This is a genomic window from Streptomyces sp. NPDC026417 (genome assembly GCF_055567695.1).
The window spans coordinates 191,017-215,039 of sequence record NZ_JBVHPY010000003.1 but is presented as its reverse complement, the minus strand read 5'-3'; the positions used below and the strand labels follow the sequence as shown (position 1 = coordinate 215,039).

At 72.4% G+C, this 24,023-nt stretch carries 15 protein-coding genes; 8 read left to right on the top strand and 7 right to left on the bottom strand.

Annotated features, from left to right (window positions below; genetic code table 11):
- Nucleotides 1-121: 121 nt before the first annotated feature.
- Together ACZ4NT_RS06120 and ACZ4NT_RS06115 are read right to left on the bottom strand one after the other, a co-directional pair.
- Nucleotides 122-1,510 (bottom strand): FAD-binding oxidoreductase, encoded by a 1,389-nt coding sequence (locus ACZ4NT_RS06120; RefSeq protein ID WP_467723803.1) that lies wholly within the window; start codon nucleotides 1,508-1,510, stop codon nucleotides 122-124.
- 144 nt (nucleotides 1,511-1,654) lie between these two features.
- Nucleotides 1,655-4,255: an ATP-binding protein gene (locus ACZ4NT_RS06115; protein ID WP_467723801.1), complete on the bottom strand. Its 2,601-nt coding sequence runs from the start codon at nucleotides 4,253-4,255 to the stop codon at nucleotides 1,655-1,657.
- Between the two features lie 252 nt (nucleotides 4,256-4,507).
- Between ACZ4NT_RS06115 and ACZ4NT_RS06110 the strand changes: the two genes are divergently transcribed.
- Both ACZ4NT_RS06110 and ACZ4NT_RS06105 read left to right on the top strand, forming a co-directional pair.
- A complete protein-coding gene (locus ACZ4NT_RS06110) occupies nucleotides 4,508-6,229 on the top strand; it encodes a phospholipid carrier-dependent glycosyltransferase (RefSeq protein WP_467723799.1) in 1,722 nt (573 codons plus the stop codon).
- Between the two features lie 111 nt (nucleotides 6,230-6,340).
- Nucleotides 6,341-8,887 (top strand): SpoIIE family protein phosphatase, encoded by a 2,547-nt coding sequence (locus ACZ4NT_RS06105; protein WP_121408093.1) that lies wholly within the window; start codon nucleotides 6,341-6,343, stop codon nucleotides 8,885-8,887.
- A gap of 49 nt (nucleotides 8,888-8,936) precedes the next feature.
- Here ACZ4NT_RS06105 and ACZ4NT_RS06100 read toward each other — a convergent pair whose 3' ends face one another.
- Nucleotides 8,937-9,923: an aldo/keto reductase gene (locus ACZ4NT_RS06100; RefSeq protein WP_467723796.1), complete on the bottom strand. Its 987-nt coding sequence runs from the start codon at nucleotides 9,921-9,923 to the stop codon at nucleotides 8,937-8,939.
- Nucleotides 9,924-10,280: 357 nt separating this feature from the next.
- Nucleotides 10,281-10,856 carry a pep a2 gene (locus tag ACZ4NT_RS06095; protein WP_467723794.1) on the bottom strand — a complete coding sequence of 192 codons (576 nt, stop codon included), beginning with the start codon at nucleotides 10,854-10,856 and terminating at the stop codon, nucleotides 10,281-10,283.
- A gap of 309 nt (nucleotides 10,857-11,165) precedes the next feature.
- Here ACZ4NT_RS06095 and ACZ4NT_RS06090 point away from each other — a divergent pair, with 309 nt between their 5' ends.
- The 5 genes from ACZ4NT_RS06090 to glgB all read left to right on the top strand — a co-directional run bounded on the left by ACZ4NT_RS06090 (nucleotide 11,166) and on the right by glgB (nucleotide 19,078).
- On the top strand, nucleotides 11,166-11,453 hold the full coding sequence (locus ACZ4NT_RS06090) for a DUF5133 domain-containing protein (RefSeq protein ID WP_121408094.1): 288 nt from the start codon (nucleotides 11,166-11,168) through the stop codon (nucleotides 11,451-11,453).
- An 86-nt stretch (nucleotides 11,454-11,539) separates the two neighbouring features.
- Nucleotides 11,540-13,597, top strand: coding sequence for an alpha-1,4-glucan--maltose-1-phosphate maltosyltransferase (locus ACZ4NT_RS06085; protein ID WP_467724156.1), 2,058 nt, complete (start codon nucleotides 11,540-11,542; stop codon nucleotides 13,595-13,597).
- On the top strand, nucleotides 13,594-15,312 hold the full coding sequence (treS, locus tag ACZ4NT_RS06080; RefSeq protein ID WP_121408095.1) for a maltose alpha-D-glucosyltransferase: 1,719 nt from the start codon (nucleotides 13,594-13,596) through the stop codon (nucleotides 15,310-15,312). The genes ACZ4NT_RS06085 and treS overlap by 4 nt, the downstream gene beginning before the upstream one ends.
- A gap of 28 nt (nucleotides 15,313-15,340) precedes the next feature.
- Nucleotides 15,341-16,732, top strand: coding sequence for a maltokinase N-terminal cap-like domain-containing protein (locus ACZ4NT_RS06075; RefSeq protein ID WP_467723791.1), 1,392 nt, complete (start codon nucleotides 15,341-15,343; stop codon nucleotides 16,730-16,732).
- 48 nt (nucleotides 16,733-16,780) lie between these two features.
- On the top strand, nucleotides 16,781-19,078 hold the full coding sequence (gene glgB, locus ACZ4NT_RS06070) for a 1,4-alpha-glucan branching enzyme (protein WP_467723789.1): 2,298 nt from the start codon (nucleotides 16,781-16,783) through the stop codon (nucleotides 19,076-19,078).
- A 25-nt stretch (nucleotides 19,079-19,103) separates the two neighbouring features.
- On the opposite strand, the gene ACZ4NT_RS06065 is transcribed toward glgB, so the two are convergent.
- Complete coding sequence (locus ACZ4NT_RS06065) at nucleotides 19,104-20,531, bottom strand: M1 family metallopeptidase (RefSeq protein ID WP_467723787.1); 1,428 nt, start codon at nucleotides 20,529-20,531, stop codon at nucleotides 19,104-19,106.
- Between the two features lie 115 nt (nucleotides 20,532-20,646).
- On the bottom strand, nucleotides 20,647-21,435 hold the full coding sequence (locus ACZ4NT_RS06060; RefSeq protein ID WP_121408098.1) for a PIG-L deacetylase family protein: 789 nt from the start codon (nucleotides 21,433-21,435) through the stop codon (nucleotides 20,647-20,649).
- 256 nt (nucleotides 21,436-21,691) lie between these two features.
- On the opposite strand from ACZ4NT_RS06060, the gene ligD reads away from it, so the two are divergent.
- The gene (gene ligD / locus ACZ4NT_RS06055) at nucleotides 21,692-22,657 is read left to right on the top strand and encodes a non-homologous end-joining DNA ligase (RefSeq protein WP_121408099.1); all 966 of its coding nucleotides are present in this window, start codon (nucleotides 21,692-21,694) and stop codon (nucleotides 22,655-22,657) included.
- A 24-nt stretch (nucleotides 22,658-22,681) separates the two neighbouring features.
- Here ligD and ACZ4NT_RS06050 read toward each other — a convergent pair whose 3' ends face one another.
- Nucleotides 22,682-24,004 carry an MFS transporter gene (locus ACZ4NT_RS06050; protein ID WP_467723784.1) on the bottom strand — a complete coding sequence of 441 codons (1,323 nt, stop codon included), beginning with the start codon at nucleotides 24,002-24,004 and terminating at the stop codon, nucleotides 22,682-22,684.
- Nucleotides 24,005-24,023 lie beyond the last annotated feature (19 nt).

Genomic DNA, 24,023 nt, shown 5'->3' with positions numbered 1-24,023 from the left:
CCCACTCTTATCTCCACCCCCCCCCCCCCCCCACCCCCCCCCCACCCCCCCCCCCCCCCCCCCTCCCCCCCCCCCCCCCCCCCCCCCCCCCCCCCCCCCCCCCCCCCCCGGGGCGACACCCCTAGGCGGGCCGGATGTTCTGGTTGATGCGGAACAGGTTGTACGGGTCGCGGGCCGCCTTGATCTGCGTGAGCCGGGCGTAGTTGTCCCGGTAACTGGCCCAGACCCGCTCCTGCCCCTCGTCCATCATCATGTTGACGTACGCCCCGCCCGCGGAGAACGGGTGCAGTGCCTCGAAGTAGTCGACGGTCCACTGCCTGATGAGGCCGGCGTTGGCCGGGTCGGGGTCCACGCCCGCGTACACCGACGCCCAGCGCACGTCGCGATAGCTCCAGGCGGTGTCGCCCGGGGCGTGGTCGTGGACGGCTCCGTCGATCGGATACAGGTGCATCGTCGACTTCCAGCTCGGCAGCTCCGCACCGAACTTCGCGTGCAGGTCGATCGCCTCGGCCGGGATGTCGTCGACGAAGTCGGCCCGCCAGTACCACTGGTCGCCGGGCGGGTAGATCCCGTCGAAGGCCGACTGGATCGCGGGATGCGGCATCGGCGCGACCCCGTGCACCAGCGGCTCGGGCAGCGCGTCCAGGAGCGGTGCCATCGCCCGGGCCGCCGCGTCCGGGTCGGCCCCGGCGAAGCACCACACGACGCCGCAGACCTTGCGCAGGTGGATGTCCTCGGGGAAGGGCGGTCCCGGCGGCACGGAGCCGTACAGGAAGAAGCCGTTGAGGTCGCGGGGCGCGTGCGGGATGAAGTCCTTGTAGACGGCCAGGACGTCGGGCCCCAGCTCGACGGGCCAGAACGTCGGTCCCGCGACGACCGTGCTCACGTCGTGCAGCCGGAAGAGGAAGGAGGTGACGACGCCGAAGTTGCCCCCGCCTCCGCGGATCGCCCAGTACAGGTCGGGGTTCTCGTCCGCGGCGGCCCGTACGTGTTCCCCGTTCGCCAGCACCATGTCGGCTTCCAGGAGGTTGTCCACGGTCAGGCCGCACCTGCGGGTGAGATGTCCGAGGCCCCCTCCCAGGGTGAGGCCGCCGACCCCGGTCGTGGAGATGATGCCGCTGGGTGTGGCGAGGCCGTGGGCGTGGGTGGCCCGGTCTACCTCGCCCCACAGGCAGCCTCCGCCGACCCGCACCGTACGGGCCTCCGGATCGACCTCGATGTCCTTCAGCTGCGACAGGTCGAGGACCACACCGCCGTCGCAGGTCCCCATGCCCGCGCCGTGGTGTCCACCGCCCCGGACCGCGAGCGGCAGCCGGTGCTCCCGGGCGAAACCGACGACGCGTGCCACGTCCTCGGCGCCGGTGCAACGCGCCACCAGGGCGGGGCGCTTGTCGACCATCGCGTTGTACACGGTCCGGGCGTCCTCGTAGGCGGAGTCGTCCGGTCCGATCAACTGCCCCGAGAATCGTGTCAGTTCCTGTCGCGCCGCGTGTTCGGGCGTCCTGTTCATGGCATCCCCCGTGTCAGGGGCCGTCGCGGGGACTCGGTGTCCGGGCCCCGTCGCGGCCCCGCTCGTGCGTACGGTTCACCTTTCTAGTCCGGCGTCCGGTACGCAGATATCCGTGTCCGCCACTCAGGTCGACGCCGGGACTACCTACGTTTCACGCCCGGGGAGCACCCCCAGCTCCCTGGCGCGCTCGGTGGCCTGGCGCCGGGTGCGTACCCCGAGCTTGTCGAGCACCGCCGAGACATGGTTGTCGACCGTGCGCACCGACACGACCAGCCGGTCCGCGATCTCAGGGTTGGTCAGTCCCCGGGCCAGCAGCCGCACCACCTGCAGCTGCCGCTCGGTGAGCCCCGCCGGGTTCCCGCGGGTGGCGGTGAGCGGGCCCCGCGGAATCCGCCGAATGCCGAGGTCACGCAACTGGGCGCGGACCAGGCGGCCCAGCGGCTGTGCGCCCAGCGCGTCCAGCCCGGCGAGCGCGGCCATCTTGTCCTCGGGGTCGGGGCTCTCGGCGAGCGCCGCGGCCCGCTCGTACGGGCAGCCTGCCGCCTGCCACGCCGCCGCCGCGGCCCGCCAGTCACCCGCGGCCTGCAGCGCGTACGGGTGCCGCGAGCCGTCCGGCGGAACTTGGTGCCCCGCCCTGGCGAGCCAGAAACCGAGTTCCGCCCGGTGGGCCACCGCGTCCAGGCGGCGGGCCTGCGCGAACACCGGGCCCGCCACGGCGGCCACCACGTCGTTCTCGCCGCGCAGCCAGGCAGCTTCCGCACGGGCCGCGGCGACCGGTCCCGTGCGCTGGAGCTCGCTGCTGCGCACCGCGATCTCCCAAGCCTGGGCCAGCAGTTCGCCGGCGCCGGTGCGGCCGCTGCGGACCCGTACGCGGCCCAGCACCGTGAGGGCGGGGCTGCGGGCGGGGACGAATTCGTGCGCGCCGAGTTCGGCGTAGGTCTCGGCGTCGTCCCAGTCCCCGGCGGCGAACCGGCGCATGGCCATCTCGACCTGCAGATAGCTCAGGAAGCCCAGATGCTCCGCCCTGTCGGCGAGTTCCATCGCGGGCCCCAGGAACCGGTCCGCCTCCGTGTACTCCAGGTTCTCGAGCAGGGTCCAGATGATGTTGACGTAGGCGCGGCAGGCGTGCTCGATCTCACCGGCCGCCAGCGCCACGGCCAGGCTCTCCTCCAACTGGGGCCGCCCCAGCGGGTCTCCGGCCCGCCAGCGTGCGGATCCCACGTTGTTGAGGGCGTGCGCGAGGATCCCGGTGTCGTCCGTGCGGCGCGCCAGTTCAATGGCCCGCTCGCCGAAGGCGACCGCCTGGGCGTGGCGGTCGGAGAGCATGTGGAGTTGCGAGGTGTTGCTGAGCGCGAGCGCGAGCAGCCGGTCGTCGCCGGCCCCTTCCAGTACCGCGATGGCTTCCTGGGCGGCCTCCTGCGCCTCCTCCGCGTGCCCCGCCCACCAGCGGATCCGTGACAGCCACCGCAGATCGGCCCCGAGCGCCCGCGCGTCCCCCAGCGAGCGGCGCAGCGCGACCGCCTCGCGCTGGGCGCGGACGGCGGCCTCGGAGTCCGCGATGGTGTAGCTCTCCACCGCGTACCGCTCCAGCAAATCGGCCCGTTCGGGGGGAGGGAAGCGCTCGCCCTGCCGCAGGACGAGCCGCAGATGGGCCGCGGCCTCCCGGTGCGCGCCGGCCCGGGCCGCGTCACGGGCCGCGCCGGGCCCGTACCGGGCGATGGCGTCGAGGTCCCCGGCCTGCGCGGCGTGGTGGACGATCCGTGAGGAGTCGAAGCCCGGCAGGGCGGTGAGCGCGGTCAGCACGTCCCGGTTCAGTTCGATGCGCCGGGTGGCGGGCAGCGAGTCCGCGACGGCGCGGCGGATCAGCTCGTGCCGGAAGCTCATCCGCTCCGGGGTCACGACCAGCAGTCCGCGCCGCTCGGCCGCCGCGAGTGAGCAGACGCCCTCTCCCAGGAGGACCTCGGCCAGCCGGTGCTCCACCGCGGAGGGCACCACGGCGAGTTGCTCCAGGGCGTCGCGGGTGCCGTCGTCGAGTCCCCGCAGTCGGGCCAGTACCGCGTCCACCACGGTGGGCGGCACCTCGCCGACACCGCCGGCGGCCATCACCTCGGCGACGAAGAACGGGTTCCCCGACGTCACCCGGTACACCTGGGCGGGGTCGAGTCCGCCCGCCGCACTCAGCCGGCGCACGGCGTCCAGGGACAGGGGGGACAGGGGGAGCCGCAGTACCCGCTCCGCGCGCGACACCTGACCGAGCAGCGGGCGCAGCGGATGCTCCCGGTCGAGTTCGTCGTCCCGGTACGTCATCACCAGGACGGCGGGCAGCCGCTCCATCCGGCGGACGAGGAAGCGCAGCGCGTCGAGGGAGGCCTCGTCCGCCCAGTGCACGTCCTCCACGACGAGCACCGTCGGGTGGGGCGGCGCGGTCAGCTCGGTCCGCAGCGCGTCGTGGACCCGGTGCCGGTCGCCGCCCTCGGTGAGCGCCCGGGCCAGCGGGGCGCCGACGCTGTCCACGAGGTCGCGGAAGGGGCCGAGGGGACGCCGGGTGGCCAGGTCGTCGCACTCCCCCAGCAGGACGCGCACCTGCGGGGGCAGTACCCCCGGAAGCGCCCGCACCAGGCTCGACTTGCCGATTCCGGCCTCGCCGAAGACGAGCGCCACCGAGCCTGCGCCGCCGGCTGCATCCCGTACGGCCGCAGTCAGTTGTACGAGTTCCTTCTCGCGTTCGAGGATCCCCCCATCCACGGGCGCAAGTCTGGCACGCCCGGCGCCGCCGGGTACGGCGGAACGGCCGGAGCGGGACGAGAGCACACCAATGAGGCGAAACATGTGCGCGCCCGGTCGGCGGTCGAGCCAACTGCGCCGCCCGACCGCGCTGTTGAACCGTTCCGGGCGGGAGTGCGTACCAAGGAAGGGAAGGTGGACCATGAGGTCGTCCTCCCTGGCGGACAGAGGAAGTGGCGAGGTGGCCGGAACGCTCACCGGAGTGCGCGGGTGATGAGCCGGGACCAGGCGGCGGTGCTCGATCCGGGCGACGGCGAGCGGCCGACGGCGGACATTGCGCCGGGCTCACCCGGGCCGGAGCCGGGGAGCCGCCCGCGGCGTCACCGGCGGTGGCTGGTCCCGCTCGCCGTGGTCGTCCTGCTGGCCCAGATGGCGTTCGCGATGGTCTCGACGGCCGTCCGGCAGACACCGACGATCGACGAGCCCGTGTACGCGGGCACCGCGGTGGTCTACCTGCAGCAGCACAGCCTGCGTTACAACCCGGAGCACCCGCCACTGGGCAAACTGATCATCGGGTCGGGTCTGGCGTTCGCCCGTCCGCACCTCGACCCCGGTTTCACCGGCACCCAGACGGAGCTGGGGCGGCACCTTCTGTACGAGTCGGGCAACGACCCGGGGCGGCTGATGCTGTGGGCGCGGCTGCCGGTGATCGTGCTGACGCTGCTGTTCGGACTCGTCGTGCTCGCCTTCGCCCGCGATCTCGCGGGGTCGCCGGGCGGGCTGGTGGCGCTGGCGCTGTACGCGTTCTCCCCCGACCTCATCGCCCACGGGTCGCTGGCCACCCTGGACGTCCCGGCGGCCGGCTTCCTGCTCACGGCGGTGTGGCTGGTGTGGCGGGCGCGGCGCCGGCCGGGTGTGGGTCTGCCGTGGGCCTCGGTGGCTCTCGGCGCGGCTCTGGCGACCAGGATGAGCATGCTCGCGGCCGTGCCGGTGGTGCTGGGCCTGGTCGTCTGGTCCGTGTGGTGCGCGCACCACTGCCCCGGCGACGACGCCCGGCGGCGTGCGCGGGTGCTCGGTCTGGGGTTCGCTGCGGCGGCCGGCGTGGTCCTGGGGGCGGTGGCCGTCGTCTGGGCCGCGTACCTCGCCGTCGACCCGCACCTGCGGTGGACGGCGCCCGCCGGGGTGCCGGACATCGGCGGGACGCGCGGGCTCATCACCGGTCTGCTGCCGTTCCCGCAGCCGTACCGCGACGGGATGCGGGTGCAGTTCGGCTTCGAGTACGACACGTGGGAGGGGTTCCTGCTCGGCCGGCTCTACCGCGGGTCCCTCTGGTACTACCTGCCGGTGGCGCTGCTCATCAAGACGCCCCTGGGCATGCTCGCGCTGTGGTCGGCCGGTGCCGCCTCGCTGGTGGCCCTCCCCCGGCTGCGGGCCGCGGCGCCGTACGTGCTGGTCTGCCCGGCCGTCCTGCTGGCCGCCGCGATGCTCGGCTCCCGCGACCTGGGGGTGCGCTACGCGATCTTCCTGCCGGTCTTCCTCGCCGTCGCGGCGGCCTGCGTGACCGTTCGGCGCAAGCGGTGGACCCGTCCGGCGACCGCGGTGCTGGTCGCCTTCGTCGCGGTCAGCTCGGCGCTGACGTATCCGTACTACCTGCCCTACTCGAACGAGGCGTTCGGCGGACCCGCCGAAACCCATCTGCGCCTGCACGACTCGAACGTCGACTGGGGCCAGGACCTGGGACGGCTCGCCGACCGGCTGCGGTCCCGGTACCCGGGCGAGCGGGTCTGGCTGGTCTACAAGGGCAGTGGTGTGCCCTCCTTCTACGGGATCCGGGCCTCCGACCCGCGCAAGGTGCCCCCGGACTCCGTGCACGGGCTGCTCGTCGTCTCGGACTCCGCCGCGGCCAAGGCGAGGGGACGGCTCGCCGAGCTGCTGGCCGGCAGTACCGCCGTGGACGAAGTCGGCCACTCCATCACCCTGTACCGGCGCCCCTAGGAATTGCCGTGGCCGGCACCGGACCCGTGCCCGTCAAGGTGCGGGGTCGTGGCTCGGAAGCGCATTCTTGCTGTGTTACCGACCAGGGGCTGCGCGGACGAGGACAGACCGATGACTGGGAGCGCCGACCGTACGGAGCGGGCGCAGGAACGGCTGGCCGCGCTGCTTCACACGGCCGCGGCCGAAGCGATCCAGGCGGTCGGCGGCTACGCGGGTGGCGTCTATCTGCGCTCGCGGACCCCGGGGCTCCTCAAGCTGGCCGTGCTCGCGGGCCTGCCCGGGTCGCTGTTCCGCCCCTGGTGGCGTATTCACGTGGACCGGCCCTTCCCGGCCGCCGACGCCCACCGGCTCGGCACGGACGTACTGCTCGCCGACGCCACCGAGACCATGCGCCGCTATCCGCAGCTCGCCGCGGGCCTGCCGTTCCAGTTCGGCTCGGTGTACGTCCCCGTCGTGGGCGCGTCGAACGCCTTCGGTGTCCTGACGGTGCTCCATCCGTCCGTGCCGGACCCGCCCGAGGCCGTGCTGGACCGGGACCGGCTGACCGCGGTGGCGGAGGGGCTGGGGACCGCGCTGCTGTCACTGGAGGAGGACAACCCCGGGGTGACCTGGGACGACGAGCCGCTGTGCGTGCTGCCCCCGGTGCTCGGCCCCAGCGCGGCCCGCTTCGGGCGCTTCACGTGGGATCCGGCGAACGCCATGGTGACCGGTGACGACGCGCTGTGGGACCTGCTGGGCGTGCGGCCGGAGGACTTCGCGGGGACGCCCGAGGCACTGGCCGCCGAGGTGACCCCGGGCGACGCGGGGCGGCTGCTGTCCGCGCTGCGCGAGACGGCCACGGGGCGACCGCCGCCCGTGCCGTTGTCGGTCCGCGCCGGGGCGGGCGGGCGGCGGCTGCTGGAGCTGTGGACCCCTGGGGGCATCTCCGGGCCGACGCCCCGCGCCCACCGGGTGAACGGACTCGTGATCGACCCCGGCCCGGGCCCCGCCGCCGCCGAGGCCGCCGACCTGCTCACGGAGGGTGTGTTCGCGCTCGACCGGCTGGGGATCATCACGTACGTCAACCCGCGTGCCGCCGAGCTGCTCGGCCGACCGCGGCAGGAACTGCTGGGACGCTCGCTGTGGCAGGCCGCGCCGTGGCTCGACCGCCCCCGGTACGAGGACCACCTGCGCGGCGCGCTGCTGGCGCCGGGTTCGGTGCACTTCCAGGTCCGGCGTCCGTCCGGGACCGGGCGGGGGCCCTCGGCGCAGGACGAGGGCGATTGGCTCACCCTGTCCGTCCATCCGGGCCCGGACAGCCTGGCCTGCAAGCTGGTCCCGGTGGGCGGGGCGTCCGCCGCGCAGTCCGCCCCGATGGAGCCGGGGCAGAACACGGCCGAGGAGATCGCCGGCGACGGGGCCGCGGAAGGCCTCACCTCGACGTCGCCGCTGTACCGGCCCATCGTCCTCGCCATCGCGCTCACCGAGGCGGTGACGGCACGCCAGGTGTCCGAGGTGGTGATGCGCGAGCTGCTGCCGGCCTTCGGAGGCCGCCGGCTGGCCATCTACCTGCTCCAGGAACGGCATCTGTACCTCGCCTGGGAGACCGGCTTCCCGCAGGGGTTCCTGGCCCCGTTCGACGGAGTCAGCCTGGACACGCACCTGCCGGGCGTCGAGACGCTCACCAGCGGACGGCCGCTGTTCTTCGAGTCGATGCCGCAGCTGGCGGCCGAGTACCCGGACATCCCACTGGACGCCAAGGAGGGTGCCCGGGCGTTCCTGCCGCTGATCGCCTCCGGCCGGCCGGTCGGTTCCTGCATCCTGGGTTTCGACCGGCCGCGCGCCTTCAGCACCAAGGAGCGCACGGTGCTCACCGCCCTGGCCGGACTGATCGCCCAGGCTCTGGAGCGGGCCCGCCGCTACGACACGGAGGCCGCCCTCGCACGGGGACTGCAGGAGGCCCTGCTGCCGCACCGGCTGCCCGAGCATCCGCTGGTGGAGACCGCGGGCCGCTATCTGCCGGGCACCGTGGGGATGGACGTGGGCGGCGACTGGTACGACGTCGTGGAGGCGGGCGACGGGCTGGCGCTGGTCATCGGCGACGTCCAGGGACACGGTGTCCAGGCGGCGGCCACGATGGGCCAGCTGCGCAGCGCCGTACGGGCGTTCGCACTCGGCGACCAGTCTCCCGACGAGGTGATGAGCGGCACCAACCGGCTGCTCATCGACCTCGATCCGGGGCAGTTCGCCAGTTGCTGCTACGTCCGGCTCGATCCGGGGACCGGACGGGCCCGGGCCGCCCGCGCCGGCCACCCCCAGCCCCTGCTGCGTCACCCCGACGGCCGTACGGAGGTCCTGGATCTGCCGGGCGGGGTGGTGCTGGGGGTGGACCCGGACGCCGTCTACCCCGTGGCGGATCTGCGGCTGGAGCCGGGGGCCGTGCTGGCGCTGTTCACCGACGGACTGGTGGAGCGGCCGGGGCGGGACATCGACGAGGGCATCGCGAACCTGCGCACCGCCCTGTCCCAGGCGGGTCCTCCGCACACCCGGCCCGGCGGCCTCTCCCTGGCCGCCACGGCCAACCGGCTCACCGACGAGGCCCGGCACGCCACGGAGCGCCCCGACGACATCGCGCTCCTGCTCACCACCTGCCGGTCCGGGCGGCGCCGAGGACGCTGATCGACGCCGCTCCGTACCCGGGCTGCGCGCGGCCTCGCGCGTCGGCCGGTCAGTGGGCCGCGTCCAGCCGGGCGCGCTGATCCGGCGTCAGTTCCAGGTCGACGGCGGCCAGGTTCTCCTCCAGCTGGGCCACCGTGGACGCCCCGGCGAGCGGGATCACGGGCAGGGAGCCGCCGATCTGCCAGGCCAGCACCACCTGGTTCACGGTCGCTCCGGTCTCCGCGGCCACCTCCCTCAGCACGGCGAGCCGGGCCGTCGTGCCGGGGTGGTCGTAGTCGGGCGGCAGCGGCTTGTCGTCCCGTACGTAGGCACCGCCGAGCAGCGGGGAATAGGCGACGAGCGTCAGGTCGGGCTCGGCCCGCAGGTAGCTGAGGAGGTCCGGGGTGGCGGTGCCGAGGCTGCCGTCCTCGAAGAGCGCGGCGGGGACGTCGGTGCGGGGCCGCAGATGGCTGTGCTGGTACTGCAGCACCTCGTATCCGGGCAGGCCCGCGGCGGCGGCGAGGGCCCGGGCCCGCTCCACCCGCCAGGCGGCGTGGTTGCTCACGCCCAGCAGTCCGACGGTTCCCTCGGCGACCAGTTCGGCGAACCCCTCGACGGTCTCCCGGAGCGGTACCGACCGGTCCTCGATGTGCGCATACAGCAGGTCGATCCGGTCCGTGCCCAGCCGCTCCCTGCTCCGTTCGGCGGCCTCCCTGATCCTCTTCGCCGACAGTCCCTCCGCGTTGTCGAGGTAGCCGGTGCCGGGTGCCAGTGGACGGGCGCCCAGTTTGGTCGCGACGACGATCTCGTCCCCGATTCCGCGGCTGCGCCGCCACCGGCCGAGCAGGGCCTCGCTCTGCCCGCCCTGACTGCCGTCGACCCAGTAGGCGTAGTTGTCGGAGGTGTCGACGAAGTTCCCGCCGGCCTCGACATAACGGTCCAGAACGGCGAACGAGGTCTTCTCGTCCGTCAGGGACCCGAAGAGCATCGCGCCGAGAGCCAGCACGCTCACCTCGCGGCGGGTCTGCGGATCGGTGCCGATCGTGCGGTACTTCATGAGGTGCGCCTCCCCTGCCGGTCCGTCGGTCGCGGACCTGATCGGGAGTCTGGGTCTTGAAGCGCACTTGAAGTCAAGTCCCTTTGTTCCACAGCGACTTCGGAACACAGTGCGACGCGCCGCGCGCCGGGACGCACGATGCCGGTTCACAGGACGCCGAGTCGGCCCTGCGGGACGAGGGAGCGGCGCCGGTCCGCCGGGGAACGGGCGGATGCGACCGCGAACGTCACCTGGCCGCGGCTGCCGAAGCAGGCCGCGGCCCGGTGGGGTGCCCGAAAGGGGCGAGGAAGGGACGGTGTCCGCACAACGCGCCTCACACGAAGGAGTGTTGCGCGATCGGCGTCACACGGCCGCGCGTCACACGGGGACGCGGGGGCGGGCCGTCGGCCGGTGCGCGGCCTCGTCGGGCCGCGCCGCGGGGGCGCGCTCCGCCTCTGATTCGAGCGGGGTCTCGCCGGTGGGTCCGACCAGCGCCGGAACCGGCATCGCGCGCGGCGTCTCGAGCGCCTCGAGCAGTGCGGGCGAGGGGGCGGCCGGCACCAGCGGAGCGCGCTCCGAGGACTGGACACGGCGGGCGAACCAGATGATCTTGCCGCCGACGCCGGTGGCGCAGCAGCCCCAGCCGTCGCTCAGCGCGGCGATGCGGGCCAGGCAGCCCTGCGGCGCGTAGTGCGGACGGATGTCCTGGTTGTTGTCCGAGATGGCGGTGATCAGGTGCTGTCCGTTCCACCACATCTCGATGGAGGTGTTCTTGTCCGTCGCGTGGCGGTCGATCGTGTGCAGCAGCGCTTCGGCGCAGCTGCAGACGGGCTCGACGAGGACCTCCAGGTTCCAGTACCGGAGATGGGCGGCCAGGATGCGCCTGACCTGCCCGACCTTTTCCGGGCTGACCTCCACGTCGAGGTGGTAGTAGCAGGGAACTACAGCGTTCATCGTCGTTGGCTCCTCACCGGCGAAGCTCTCGCTTCTCCTCACCGCCCTGACGGGCCGAGCCCCGAACACGAAGCGTGAGCAGTGATCGCTCCTGAGTCACTCTCAGGGTGAGAGCACTAGTCCGTTCGTGCAACCCGAGAGCCGACACGAATTTATTGATTGAAGAGCCAACAAGACGCTCGGGGACCTCCCGTGCACCATGGGGGAGGACCCGGTGCTGTGACGAACCGGTTCCTCTCCGTACACGGCCTCCGGGCGAACCCTGGACCAGCCGTGCGCCATCGACAGAGTGGGAAGGTGACCAGCGAGATGTTGCTACCCGCAAAAGCTGAGGTCGCCCGGCATCTGGAGCGCTACAGGGCGTGGGAGCGCCTGCTGCTCGCGGCCCCCGCCGATCACACGGTACGGGGGAAGTTCGAGAACACGGCGTACACGCTGTGCGTGCTGATGGGCGAGCGCTGCGCCCGTGAGGCCGCCGATGCCGCCGAACGCTATCTGCGCCCCCACACGGCGGCCAAGACGCTCCAGCACATGAGCGGCCGGTCCCACGGTGGCGCGAGCGAACAGAGCCGAGGCCCGAGCCCGGCTCTGGGCTGACAACCACACGATCCCCGCTGCACGGCCGGGCTTTCCGATGCAGCTCTCACCAGCAGGCTGTGCTCGAGGACGGCGGAGGCGACACCATGGACCTGGACGGCAACCCGGCCACCGGCCGCATCCCGATCGTGGATGTGCGGCCGATCGTCGACTGCGGCACACGGCCGGCGAAAGCCGTCGCGGGCGAGACCTTCATGGTCACCGCCACCCTCTTCGGAGAAGGGCACGACGCGGTGGGGGCCAACGTCGTGCTCTGCGATCCGGACGGCCGTACGGGCCCCTGGACGCCGATGCGCGAACTCGACCCGGGCTCCGACCGATGGGGCGCCGAGGTCACACCGGGGACGGCCGGCGCATGGACGTACGCCGTGGAGGCGTGGAGCGATCCCGTGGCCGCCTGGCGGCACGCCGCGGGCATAAAGGTCCCGGCCGGTATCGACGTCGCGCTGATCCTGGAGGAAGGCGCCGCGCTGTACGAGCGGGCGGCCGCCGGAGTTCCGAGGCGCGGCGGACGCAGAACGGTCGCGGCCGCCGCCAGGACGCTGCGCGACGACTCCCTCCCGCCGGACGTCCGGCTCGCGGCGGCCCTCACCGCCGAGGTGGACACCGTTCTTGCCGCACACCCGCTGCGCGACCGCCTGTCCCGGACGGCTCCCCTGCCGCTGCTCGTGGAGCGCGAGCGGGCGCTGTACGGCGCCTGGTACGAGTTCTTCCCGCGCTCCGAGGGCGCCGTGGTGGAGGAGGGCAGGCCGCCGGTCAGCGGGACCTTCCGCACGGCCGCCGAACGGCTGCCCGCGATCGCGGAGATGGGCTTCGACGTCGTCTACCTGCCGCCCATCCACCCGATCGGCAGCACGTTCCGCAAGGGTCCCGACAACACCCTGTCGGCCAGCCGGCAGGACGTCGGAGTGCCCTGGGCGATCGGCTCGCCCGAGGGCGGCCACGACGCGGTCCACCCGGACCTGGGCACCATCGAGGACTTCGACGCCTTCGTCCGGCGGGCGGCGGAGGAAGGGCTGGAGGTGGCGCTGGACTTCGCGCTGCAGTGCTCCCCGGACCACCCCTGGGTGGAGAAGCACCCCGAGTGGTTCCAGCACCGGCCGGACGGCACGATCGCGTACGCGGAGAACCCGCCGAAGAAGTACCAGGACATCTACCCGATCGCCTTCGACCGGGACATGCCCGGGCTGGTGGCCGAGACCACCGGGCTGCTGCGGTACTGGATGGGCCACGGCGTGCGGATCTTCCGCGTGGACAACCCGCACACGAAGCCGGTGGTGTTCTGGGAGCAGGTCATCGCGGACATCAACCGCACCGACCCGGACGTGATCTTCCTGGCCGAGGCCTTCACCCGGCCGGCGATCATGCAGCGGCTGGCCGCGGTCGGCTTCCAGCAGTCGTACACGTACTTCACCTGGCGCAACACCCGCCAGGAACTCACGGACTACCTCACCGAGCTGTCCGGCGAGTCGGCCGCGTACATGCGGCCGAACTTCTTCGTGAACACGCCCGACATCCTGCCGGGCTACCTCCAGCAGGGCGGCCGGCCCGCCTTCGAGGTGCGGGCGGTGCTCGCCGCCACCCTCTCCCCCGCCTGGGGTGTCTACGCCGGGTACGAGTTGTGCGAGAACACCCCCGTCCGCGCGGGCAGCGAGGAGTACCTGCACTCCGAGAAGTACGAGCTGCGACCGCGCGACTGGGCGGCGGCCGAGCGCGAGGGCAGGACCATCGCCCCGCTGATCGGCCGGCTCAACCGGATCAGGCGGTCGCACGCCGCCCTGCGACGGCTGCGCAACCTCCGCTTCCACCGCACGGACAACGACGCCCTGATCGTCTACAGCAAGCGCGCCGGAGCGGACACCGTCGTGGTGGTGGCCAACCTCGACCCGCACCACACCCAGGAGGCCACGGTCTCGTTGGACATGCCGCAACTCGGCCTGGACTGGCACGAGACGGTGCCCGTGCGCGACGAGCTCACCGGCGAGACCTACCACTGGGGCAGCGCCAACTACGTGCGCCTGGCCCCGGGCGGTGCGCATGTCCTCGCTGTGGGCCGGGAGGCAGAGAACCACGACTCCCCGGATGAGCACGGCACCGCCTTGCGTCCGTCCTCATCGCAGATCGGAGGGTCAGTCACCACATGATCGTCAACGAGCCCGTCCCGGACACCTTCGAGGACACCCCCGCCAAGGACCGCGACCCCGAATGGTTCAAACGAGCCGTGTTCTACGAGGTCCTGGTCCGCTCCTTCCAGGACAGCAACGGCGACGGCGTCGGTGACCTCAAGGGCCTCACAGCCAAACTCGACTACCTGCAATGGCTCGGCGTCGACTGCCTGTGGCTGCCCCCCTTCTTCAAGTCACCGCTGCGCGACGGCGGTTACGACGTCTCCGACTACACCGCCGTGCTGCCCGAGTTCGGCGACCTCGCCGACTTCGTCGAGTTCACCGACGCCGCCCACCAGCGCGGCATGCGCGTCATCATCGACTTCGTCATGAACCACACCAGCGACCAGCACCCGTGGTTCCAGGAGTCCCGCAACAACCCCGACGGCCCCTACGGCGACTACTACGTCTGGGCCGACGACGACAAGCAGTACCAGGACGCCCGGATCATCTTCGTCGACACCGAGGCCTCCAACTGGACCTTCGACCCGGTCCGCAAGCAGTACTTCTGGCACCGCTTCTTCTCCCACCAGCCCGACCTCAACTACGAGAACCCCCGGGTCCAGGAGGAAATCCTGGCGGCCCTCCGCTTCTGGCTCGACCTGGGCATCGACGGGTTCCGGCTGGACGCGGTCCCCTACCTCTTCACCGAGGAAGGGACGAACTGCGAGAACCTGGCCGCGACCCACGAGTTCCTGAAGCGGGTCCGCACCGAGATCGACGCGCACTATCCCGACACGGTGCTGCTGGCGGAGGCCAACCAGTGGCCCGAGGACGTCGTCGACTACTTCGGCGACTACGCCGCCGGCGGCGACGAGTGCCACATGGCCTTCCACTTCCCGGTCATGCCGCGCATCTTCATGGCCGTGCGCCGCGAGTCGCGCTACCCCGTCTCCGAAATCCTCGCCAAGACCCCCGCGATCCCCGCGAACTGCCAGTGGGGCATCTTCCTGCGCAACCACGACGAGCTGACCCTGGAGATGGTCACCGACGAGGAACGCGACTACATGTACGCGGAGTACGCCAAGGACCCGCGTATGCGCGCCAACATCGGCATCCGCCGCCGGCTCGCCCCCCTGCTGGACAACGACCGCAACCAGATCGAACTCTTCACCGCCCTGCTGCTGTCGCTCCCCGGCTCGCCGATCCTCTACTACGGCGACGAGATCGGCATGGGCGACAACATCTGGCTCGGCGACCGCGACGCCGTCCGCACCCCCATGCAGTGGACCCCCGACCGCAACGCCGGATTCTCCACCTGCGACCCCGGCCGGCTCTCCCTGCCGACGATCATGGACCCGGTCTACGGCTACCAGGTCACCAACGTCGAAGCCTCCATGTCCTCCCCGTCCTCCCTCCTGCACTGGACGCGGCGGATGATCGAGATCCGCAAGCAGAACAAGGCCTTCGGACTCGGCTCCTACACCGAACTGCCCTCCTCCAACCCGGCGGTCATCGCGTTCCTGCGCGAGTACAAGGACGACCTCGTCCTGTGCGTGCACAACTTCTCCCGCTTCGCGCAGCCGACGGAGCTGGACCTGCGGGAGTTCGACGGAAGGCACCCGGTCGAACTGATCGGCGGGGTGCGGTTCCCGGCCATCGGCGAACTGCCGTACCTGCTGACCCTGGCGGGCCACGGCTTCTACTGGTTCCGGCTCCGTGCTCTCTCCTCCCGCGTCATCCGGCGTTCTTGATCGTGTACATCTGAAAGGACGCGTCGCCATGCCGAAGACTGCACTGCAAAGACCGAGCAGCCTCGATCGCGCCCCGCTGCTCAGCTCGCTCGCCGAGCTGCTGCACGCATGGCTGCCGCGGCAGCGCTGGTTCGCGGGAAAGGGCCGGACCATCACGGACCTGACCCTGTTGTCGGTGACCGAGTTGCACCCGGGTTGTCTGCATCTTCTGGTACGGGCCGAGCACGAGGGCCCGCCGGCCGGACGCGGTCCCGGCAGCACGCCCCCGCCCGACGACTGCTACCAGCTGCTGCTGGGCGTTCGGGAGTTGCTGCCGCCCAGACTGGCGCACGCCGTCATCGGCCGGGCCGACGAGGGTCCACTGGCCGGCCTCATGGTGTACGACGCCCTCCAGGACTCCGAGGCGGCGGGGCTGCTGCTGGAGCGGCTGCGGCATCCGGGAACGGCGGGGCCGCTGCGCTTCGAACGGGACACCCGGGTGCCGCTGCCCACCGGGCTGGCCCCCCGGCTGCTGGACGCCGAGCAGTCCAACTCCTCGCTGGTCTACGGCGACTCCTTCATCCTGAAGGTCTTCCGCCGCATCCAGCCGGGCGTCAACCCGGACCTCGAGGTACCCGCGTCGCTGGCCCGCCAGGGCTGCACGCGGGTACCCGCGCCAGCCGCCTGGTTCACCACCTCGCACCCCGAGCAGGCGACGCTCGGAGTGCTCCAGCCGTATCTGCGCGACGCCACCGACGGCTGGGCCCTCGCGCTCGAAACGCTCACCTCGGAGCGGGACTTCACCCAGGAGGCGTACGCGCTCGGCCGGGCGACGGCCGAGGTGCACCTGGCACTCGCCAAGGCCTTCCCGCTCGACACCCCCAGCCGGCGCCACAACCGGCGGCTCGCGGACGCGATGACCGAGCGGCTGCACACCACCGCCCGTTCCGTTCCCGCGCTGCTGCCGTACGTGCCGGGACTCCAGAGCGCCTACGACGCGCTGGCCCTGCTCGACACGGCCCGCCCCGCGCAGCGGATCCACGGTGACCTCCACCTCGGCCAGGTGCTGCGGGCCGGACGGCGGTGGTTCGTCATCGACTTCGAGGGCGAGCCGGCCCGCCCGCTGACCGAACGCCGCCGCGCCCAGTCCCCCGCGCGGGATGTCGCGGGCATGCTGCGCTCCTTCGACTACGCGGCACGGTCGCGCCGCCCGTGGCGCCCGGAGTGGGCGCAGCGCTGCCGCGAGGCCTACTGCGCGGGATACGCCGCGGAATCCCGGTGGGATCCGCGGGAGGAGCCCGAGGTACTGCGGGCGTACGAGACGGACAGAGCCGTCTACGAGGTGCTGTACGAGGCCCGGCACCGGCCCGACTGGCTCCCCGTGCCGATGGCGGCGATCACCCGTCTCGCCGAGACGCCGCTCAATCCGCGACGGCAGTAGCACGCATCCCTTGTTCCCCTTCTCTCCGCCCAAGGAGGCTCCAGAGCCGTGGCACCCCACACCACAGTCGTCCCCGATCCGTCCGCCCCCGTCCTGCCGTCCGGGACGCCGGAACCCGCCTCGATGACGTCCCGGGCCGGTCCGCCGCGGTCCGCGCCGGCCGCACCCGGCGTACGGCCGGCCGACCCGATGGACGCGACGGACCGCGCGCGGCTGCTGTCGGGTGCCCACCACGATCCGCACGCCCTGCTCGGCGCCCACGAGGTCCCGGGCGGCGTCCGGTTCCGGGTGCTGCGGCCGTGGGCGCGCACGGTGGGCGTCCTAGTGGATGGGCGGCGCACGATGCTGCTCGACGAGGGCGACGGCCTGTTCGCCGGCGTCCTGCCGCTCGACGCCATCCCCGCGTACACGCTCCTCGTGGCCTACGACGGCGACGAGTCCGAGGTGGCGGACCCGTACCGCTTCCTGCCCGCCCTCGGCGAACTCGATCTCCATCTGATCGCCGAGGGGCGGCACGAGGAGCTGTGGCGGGCGCTGGGCGCCCGGCCCATGGTCCACGAGGGTGTCGTCGGGACTCGTTTCACGGTCTGGGCGCCGAACGCCCGGGGCGTCCGCGTCTGCGGCGACTTCAGCCACTGGGACGGCGCCGCGTACCCGATGCGCTCGCTCGGCTCGACCGGTGTGTGGGAGCTGTTCCTCCCCGGCATCGGTGCGGGAACGGCGTACAAGTTCGACATCACGCGCCCCGACGGGTCGCACTCCCTGCGCGCCGACCCGATGGCCCGGCGCACCGAGGTGCCCCCGGCGACCGCGTCGATCGTGACGGAGTCGTCCTACGAGTGGGGTGACGAGGCCTGGATGGCGCACCGCGGGGACGTGCCGGTGCACGAGGCGCCGTTCTCCGTGTACGAGGTCCACCTGGCGTCCTGGCGGCCCGGTCTCACGTATCGCGAGCTGGCCGAGCAGCTGCCGCCGTACGTCGCCGAACTCGGCTTCACCCATGTGGAGCTGATGCCGGTGGCCGAGCACCCCTTCGGCGGTTCCTGGGGCTACCAGATCACCGGCTTCTACGCGCCGACGTCCCGCCTGGGTTCGCCGGACGACTTCAAATTCCTGGTCGACGCCCTGCACCGGGCGGGGATCGGGGTGCTGATGGACTGGGTGCCGGCGCACTTCCCGCGCGACGACTGGGCCCTGGCGCAGTTCGACGGCACCCCGCTGTACGAGCACGGGGACCCCCATCGGGCGGCCCACCCCGACTGGGGCACGCTGGAGTTCGACTACGGCCGCCGCGAAGTGCGCAATTTCCTGGTCGCCAACGCCGTGTACTGGTGCGAGGAGTTCCACATCGACGGCCTGCGCGTGGACGCCGTCGCCTCCATGCTCTACCTCGACTACTCCCGGGAGCCCGGGCAGTGGACGCCCAACATGTACGGGGGCAACGAGGATCCGCACGCCGTCTCCTTCCTGCAGGAGATGAACGCCACCGTCTACCGGCGCAACCCGGGCGTGGTCACCATCGCGGAGGAGTCGACGGCCTGGGACGGCGTCACGCGGCCGACGTCGGACGGCGGCCTGGGGTTCGGGCTGAAGTGGAACATGGGCTGGATGCACGACTCGCTGGTCTACATCTCCAAGGACCCGGTGCACCGCAAGTACCACCACAACGAGATGACCTTCTCGATGGTGTACGCGTACAGCGAGAACTACGTGCTGCCCATCTCGCACGACGAGGTCGTCCACGGCAAGCAGGCGCTGGTGGCCAAGATGCCCGGCGACTGGTGGCAGCAGCGCGCCAACGAGCGCGCCTACCTGGGTTACATGTGGGCCCACCCCGGCAAGCAACTGCTGTTCATGGGGCAGGAGTTCGCACAGGGCGGCGAGTGGTCCGAGGCCCACGGGCCGGACTGGTGGCTGCTCGACCCCGGCTACAGCGCCGAGCCCCACCACCGCGGGGTCCGCGACCTCGTGTGCGACCTGAACGCCGTCTACCGCGACGTGCCGGCCCTGTGGCAGCGGGACACGCACCCCGCGGGCTTCGCCTGGGTGGCGGGCGACGCGGCAGAGGACAACGTCTTCGCGTTCCTCCGCCACGCCGCCGACGGCTCGCCGCTGCTCGCGGTCAGCAACTTCTCCCCGGTCGTCCGGCACGACTACCGGCTCGGGGTCCCGGACGGAATGCCGGCCTGGCACGAGGTCCTCAACACCGACCTCGCCCGGTACGGCGGCAGCGACGTCACCAACTCCGGGCCGCTGAAGCCCGACGCGGAGCCGAGCCACGGCCGTCCGGCCTCGCTGTCCCTGACCCTGCCGCCGCTGGCGACGCTCTGGCTGCGTCCGGGCTGACGGCCGGCCCGGGCCTCGGCGCGCGTCACACCGTGGACGGTTTGCCCGCTGTGCCGATCCAGGTGTGGAACAGCGCGCCGAGGTCCTTGCCGGACAGTCGCTCGCCCAGGCGGACGAACTGGGCCGTGGTGCCGTGGCCGCCGCGGTGCTCGGTGGCCCAGGTGCGCAGGATGCGGAGGAAGACCCGGTCACCGACGGTGGTGCGCAGCCGGTGCAGGGCCATGGCGCCGCGGGCGTAGACGGGGGTGGCGAAGATGTGGGCTCCGTCGCCGGGGTCGTCCGGCGCGAACTCCCAGAGGTCGTCGCTCGCGGGACGCGCGTACAGTTCGTCGAAGGCCTGCTGGGCGCTGTGGCCACCGTGCTGCTCGGCGTAGAGCCACTCGGCGTAGGTCGCGAAGCCCTCGTTGAGCCAGATGTCCTTCCAGCTGGTCAGGGAGACGGAGTCGCCGAACCACTGGTGCGCGCTCTCGTGGACGAGGGTGCCGAGGTCGGGCGCGCTGTCGTAGAGGGGGCGGGTCTGGGTCTCCAGCGCGTATCCCACCTGGGGGGCGTGGTCGACCACCGAGCCTGCCGCCCGGAAGGGGTACGGGCCGAACAGCTTGCTCTCCCAGGCCAGTACGGACGGCAGCTTCTCGAGGACGGGCGCCGCCCGGGCCGCCTCGCGCGGGTCGACGGCGTTGTAGATCCTGAGTCCGTCCGGGGTGGTGTACTGCTGGACCTCGAACCTGCCCACCGTCGCCGTGGCGAGGTACGCGGCCATCGGCTCCGACTGGCGCCAGCGGAAGGTGGTGCGGCCGTGCGCGGTCCGCTGCCCGAGCAGGACGCCGTTCGACACCGCGGTGCGTCCTTCGGGGACGGTGAGGGCGATGTCGTAGGAGGCCTTGTCCTTGGGGTGGTTGTCGGCCGGGAACCAGGTCATGGCGCCCTGCGGCTCACCGGCGACGAAAGCGCCGTCGTCCGTGGGGATCCAGCCGTCCGGTGAACCGTCCGGGTCCGTCACGGGTTTCGGGATGCCCTCGTAGGTGACGGTGACGCGGAACTCCTGGTGCCGGCGCAGCGAACGCCGTGGGGTGATCACGAGTTCCTGGCCGGTGCGGCGGAAGGACGCCTTCTCGTGGCCGACCGTCACACCGGTGACCTTCAGGCCCGCGAGGTCGAGGTCGAAGCGGGTGAGGCGCTGGGTGGCCCGGGCGGTGATGGCCGCCCTGCCGTCGAGGTGGCGGGTGCCCGTGTCGTAGTCGAGGGCGAGGTCGTAGTGGCGGACGTCGTAGCCGCCGTTCCCGGCGAGGGCGAAGTACGGGTCTCCGACGCCGGGGGCGCCGGCTCCCGATCCGGCCGCCGCCGGTGAGGCGGCGGCCAGCAGGGCCGCGAGGGCGACGGGGACGACCGCGGCGACGGCCTTCCGGCCCGGGACGGCCGGGCGTCCGAAGGCCTGCTGACGGGGCAGAGTCACATGCGCTCCTGGGGGGGGGTGGCGGTGATCAATGCCGTTCAGCCTAGGGGCCGCTCCGGCCCGGGAACCCCTTGATCAGGTCAAGTTCCTTCCAGGAGCCGGGGGTTCACGGCTGTCACACCCAGGGCGGCGGCCCGTCGGGGATGAGCTGATGCACGTCGAAGAGGACCGCGGCCTCGACACCCAGTGCCGGCCCGGACATACGGCCCACCCAGGTCAGGAACGGGCCCGGCTCGAAACCCTGGTCCCCCAGCCCCTTGGTGTACTCGGCATGCGCCGCCAGTGAGGCGATGCCCCGCTCCAGCGGCTCACCCGTGACGTCCACCCCGTGGGTGGCCTGCTCGGCGCCCGCGACGCACACCATCCGGATGCCGTTCCACGGTTGCAGCCCCTCGCCCTCCAGTTCCGGGAAGATCCAGCGGTTGCCCGCGTCCCGCGCCGCGTCGAGGGTGGCCAGGCCGACCTCGCGGTGGTCCGCCTGGTTCGTCATGCCCCCGATCATGCGGACGGTGAACGCGTTGGTCACCACGATCTCGGGGCGGTGGCGCCGCATGGCCCGCACGATGTCCCGGCGCAGGTCCGGTCCGTACTCCACGACGCCGTCCCGGTGGTCGAGGAACTCCACGGTGTCGACGCCCACTTCGAGGGCCCCGGCCCGCTCCTCGGCCTCGCGCAGCGGCTTCGCGCGGTCGGGGTGCAGTCCGTCGATTCCGGCCTCGCCGCGGGTCGCGAGGAGATACGTGACCTGTTTGCCCTGGGCGGTCCAGCGGGCGACCGCGCACGCGGCGCCGTACTCGAGGTCGTCGGGGTGCGCCGCCACCGCCAGACATCGCTGCCAGTCCTCGGGCAGGACGCGCAGGCCGGCCGGGTCCGGGACGCCGTCTTTGTCGTGAGTGGGATCCATGACCGAATCATGACGCCGTGCGCCGGTTGCGCAACAGAGGCGCGAGGGGTGGCGGCCGGGCGTGCACGTTGCGGGCGGGGACACCTGCCCGCGGACCCGGTCTAAAACCGGCCGTTCGGAAAGGGGGTCCGGCGCTCCGGCGGACGACGGAACGGACTCGTACCCGTCAGGTCCGGAGGGCGGACGGGGGCCCCGTTCAGGGGAAACACCGGCCCGGGACGCGTGGGAACGGGTCGGGACTGTCGACAACTGACCTGTGACACTCCCGCGTATCGCCCCCATGCTCGCCACGCCCGGTGTGCTGCCCCCCTCGGCGCAGGACCCGCGCTGGGCCTACGAGACGAAGCAGGACGGCCAGCGCGTGGTGGTGTATCTGCCCGGGGACGGCAGCGTGGTGCTGCGGGCCCGGTCCGGGGAGGACATCACCGCCGCGTACCCGGAACTGCAGCCTCTGGGCGGTGCCCTCGGGAGCACCCCGGCGGTCCTGGACGGCGAGATCCTGGTCCTGGACGAGCGGGGACGGGGGGATTTCCAGCGGCTGCAGTCGCGCATGGGCCTCGCGCACTCCCCGGCGAGGGCGGCCCGCCGGGCCGCGGAGGACCCCGCGCACCTGATGCTGTTCGACGTGATGCATCTGCGCGGCGACCTCACGAAGCTCACCTATGCCCGCCGCCGCGGGCAGTTGGAGGCCCTTGCCCTGGAAGGGCCCGCCTGGTCGACACCATCGGCGATCGTGGGGCACGGCGAGGCGGCCCTGCAGCTCACCCGGGAGAACGGCTTGGAGGGGCTGGTCTGCAAGCGGCTGGACTCCCTGTACGAACCGGGTGTGCGCTCCCGCGCCTGGATCAAGATCCGGAACATGCGGATCGCGGACGTCGTCATCGGCGGCTGGTCACCCGGCCGGGGACGGCTCACCGGCCTGCCCGGGGCCGTTCTCGTGGGACAGCGCGAGGCGGGACGGCTGCGCTACGTCGGCAGTGTCGGCACCGGCTGGAGCGAGGACGAGCGACTGGCGCTCGCCCGGCTCCTGGACGCCGCGGAGAGCGGCACCTGCCCCTTCGACCCCGTGCCCGCCGCTCCCGGAGCGCACTGGGTGCTGCCCCTCCTGGTCGGCGAGGTCCGGTACAGCACGCGGACCCGCGCCGGGATGCTCAGGCAGCCGTCGTGGCACCGGCTCCGCCCGGATCTGGCACCGGAGGACTCCGCCGCCGACCTCCCCTGAGGCGCCCGTCCCGCCGTACCGCTCTCAGATCGTGTAGCGGCGCAGCGCCGGGGTGGCGAACGCGAGGACGAGCGTCGCGGCCATGACGAGGAGACCGCCGGCCACCACCGCGGCACGTGCCCCGAGCAGCGATCCGGCCGTGCCGTGCAGGACGTCGGCCAGCCGGGGACCGCCCGCGACCACCACCGTGAAGACGCCCTGCATGCGTCCGCGCATCTCGTCCGTCGCGGCGGACAGCAGGATGGCGCCCCGGAAGACCATGGAGACCATGTCGGCGACGCCCGCGGCGGCGAGGAACGCCACGGCCACCCACAGGCTGGTGCTCAGTCCGAACCCGGTGATCGCCACCCCCCAGGCCAGGACCGCGCCGATGACCATCAGCCCGTGCCGGCGGGCCCGCGAGAACGTGCCGGACATGAGCCCGCCGGCCATCGCGCCGATGGGGATCGCCGCGAACAGCAGGCCGAGGGCGAGCCCTTCGCCGTAGGGCGCGTAGGTCTGGGAGGCGAGCTGCGGGAAGAGGGCGCGGGGCATGCCGAAGACCATGGCGATGATGTCGGCGAGGAAGGACAGCAGCAGCACCTTGTGCAGCGACATGTAGCGGAAGCCCGCGACGACCTCGCGCAGCCCCGCGCGCCGGGTCGCCGGGCCGCCGAGCGGCGGCAGCGCCGGGAGCCGGTACACGGCCCAGACGGTGACGCACAGCGCCAGGGCGTCGATGAGGTAGAGCTCGGCCAGGCCGATCACGGGGATGAGGGCACCGGCGAGCAGCGGGCCCGCGATGAGGCCGGTCTGCATCACGGTCGAGCCGAGGGCGTTCGCGGCCGGCAGCTCCTCGGCGGGGACGAGCCGGGCGATGGAGGCGGTGCGGGCGGGCGCGTTGAGGCCGAAGAACGCCTGCTGGAGGGCGAGCAGCACCATCAGTACGAGCACCGAACCCAGTCCGGTGGCCGCCTGTATCCAGAACAGCAGCGAGGTGACGGCGACCCCGGTGTTGGTGATGAGGAGCAGTTTGCGGCGGTCCATGCTGTCGGCGACGGCGCCGCCCCACAGGGCGAAGACCACGAGCGGCAGGAGGCCGGCGAGGCTCGCGTAGCCGACCCAGGCCGAGGAGCCGGTGATGTCGTAGATCTGCTTGGGTACGGCGACCGCGGTGAGCTGGCTGCCCACGGCCGTGACGATGGTCGACGACCACAGCCGGCGGTAGGCGGGGCGGCGCAGCGGGCGGGTGTCCATGGCCCAGCGGCGCCAGCCGCCGCGCGGTGCGGCGGACTCCGCCGTCTCGGGCGCCGGGGGCGCGTCGTGGGGTCCCGCGTCGTTGTCGGTGGTGTTGCTGCTCGTGTCCACGGCCGTCCTGGATGCTCGA

Bases quoted from the DNA above. Each gene is read 5' to 3' on its own strand.
- ACZ4NT_RS06120 (WP_467723803.1), bottom strand. From the start codon at position 1,510: ATGAACAGGACGCCCGAACACGCGGCGCGACAGGAACTGACACGATTC.
- ACZ4NT_RS06110 (WP_467723799.1), top strand. From the start codon at position 4,508: ATGAGCCGGGACCAGGCGGCGGTGCTCGATCCGGGCGACGGCGAGCGG.
- ACZ4NT_RS06105 (WP_121408093.1), top strand. From the start codon at position 6,341: ATGACTGGGAGCGCCGACCGTACGGAGCGGGCGCAGGAACGGCTGGCC.
- ACZ4NT_RS06100 (WP_467723796.1), bottom strand. From the start codon at position 9,923: ATGAAGTACCGCACGATCGGCACCGATCCGCAGACCCGCCGCGAGGTG.
- ACZ4NT_RS06095 (WP_467723794.1), bottom strand. From the start codon at position 10,856: ATGAACGCTGTAGTTCCCTGCTACTACCACCTCGACGTGGAGGTCAGC.
- ACZ4NT_RS06090 (WP_121408094.1), top strand. From the start codon at position 11,166: ATGTTGCTACCCGCAAAAGCTGAGGTCGCCCGGCATCTGGAGCGCTAC.
- ACZ4NT_RS06085 (WP_467724156.1), top strand. From the start codon at position 11,540: ATGGACCTGGACGGCAACCCGGCCACCGGCCGCATCCCGATCGTGGAT.
- treS (WP_121408095.1), top strand. From the start codon at position 13,594: ATGATCGTCAACGAGCCCGTCCCGGACACCTTCGAGGACACCCCCGCC.
- ACZ4NT_RS06075 (WP_467723791.1), top strand. From the start codon at position 15,341: ATGCCGAAGACTGCACTGCAAAGACCGAGCAGCCTCGATCGCGCCCCG.
- ACZ4NT_RS06060 (WP_121408098.1), bottom strand. From the start codon at position 21,435: ATGGATCCCACTCACGACAAAGACGGCGTCCCGGACCCGGCCGGCCTG.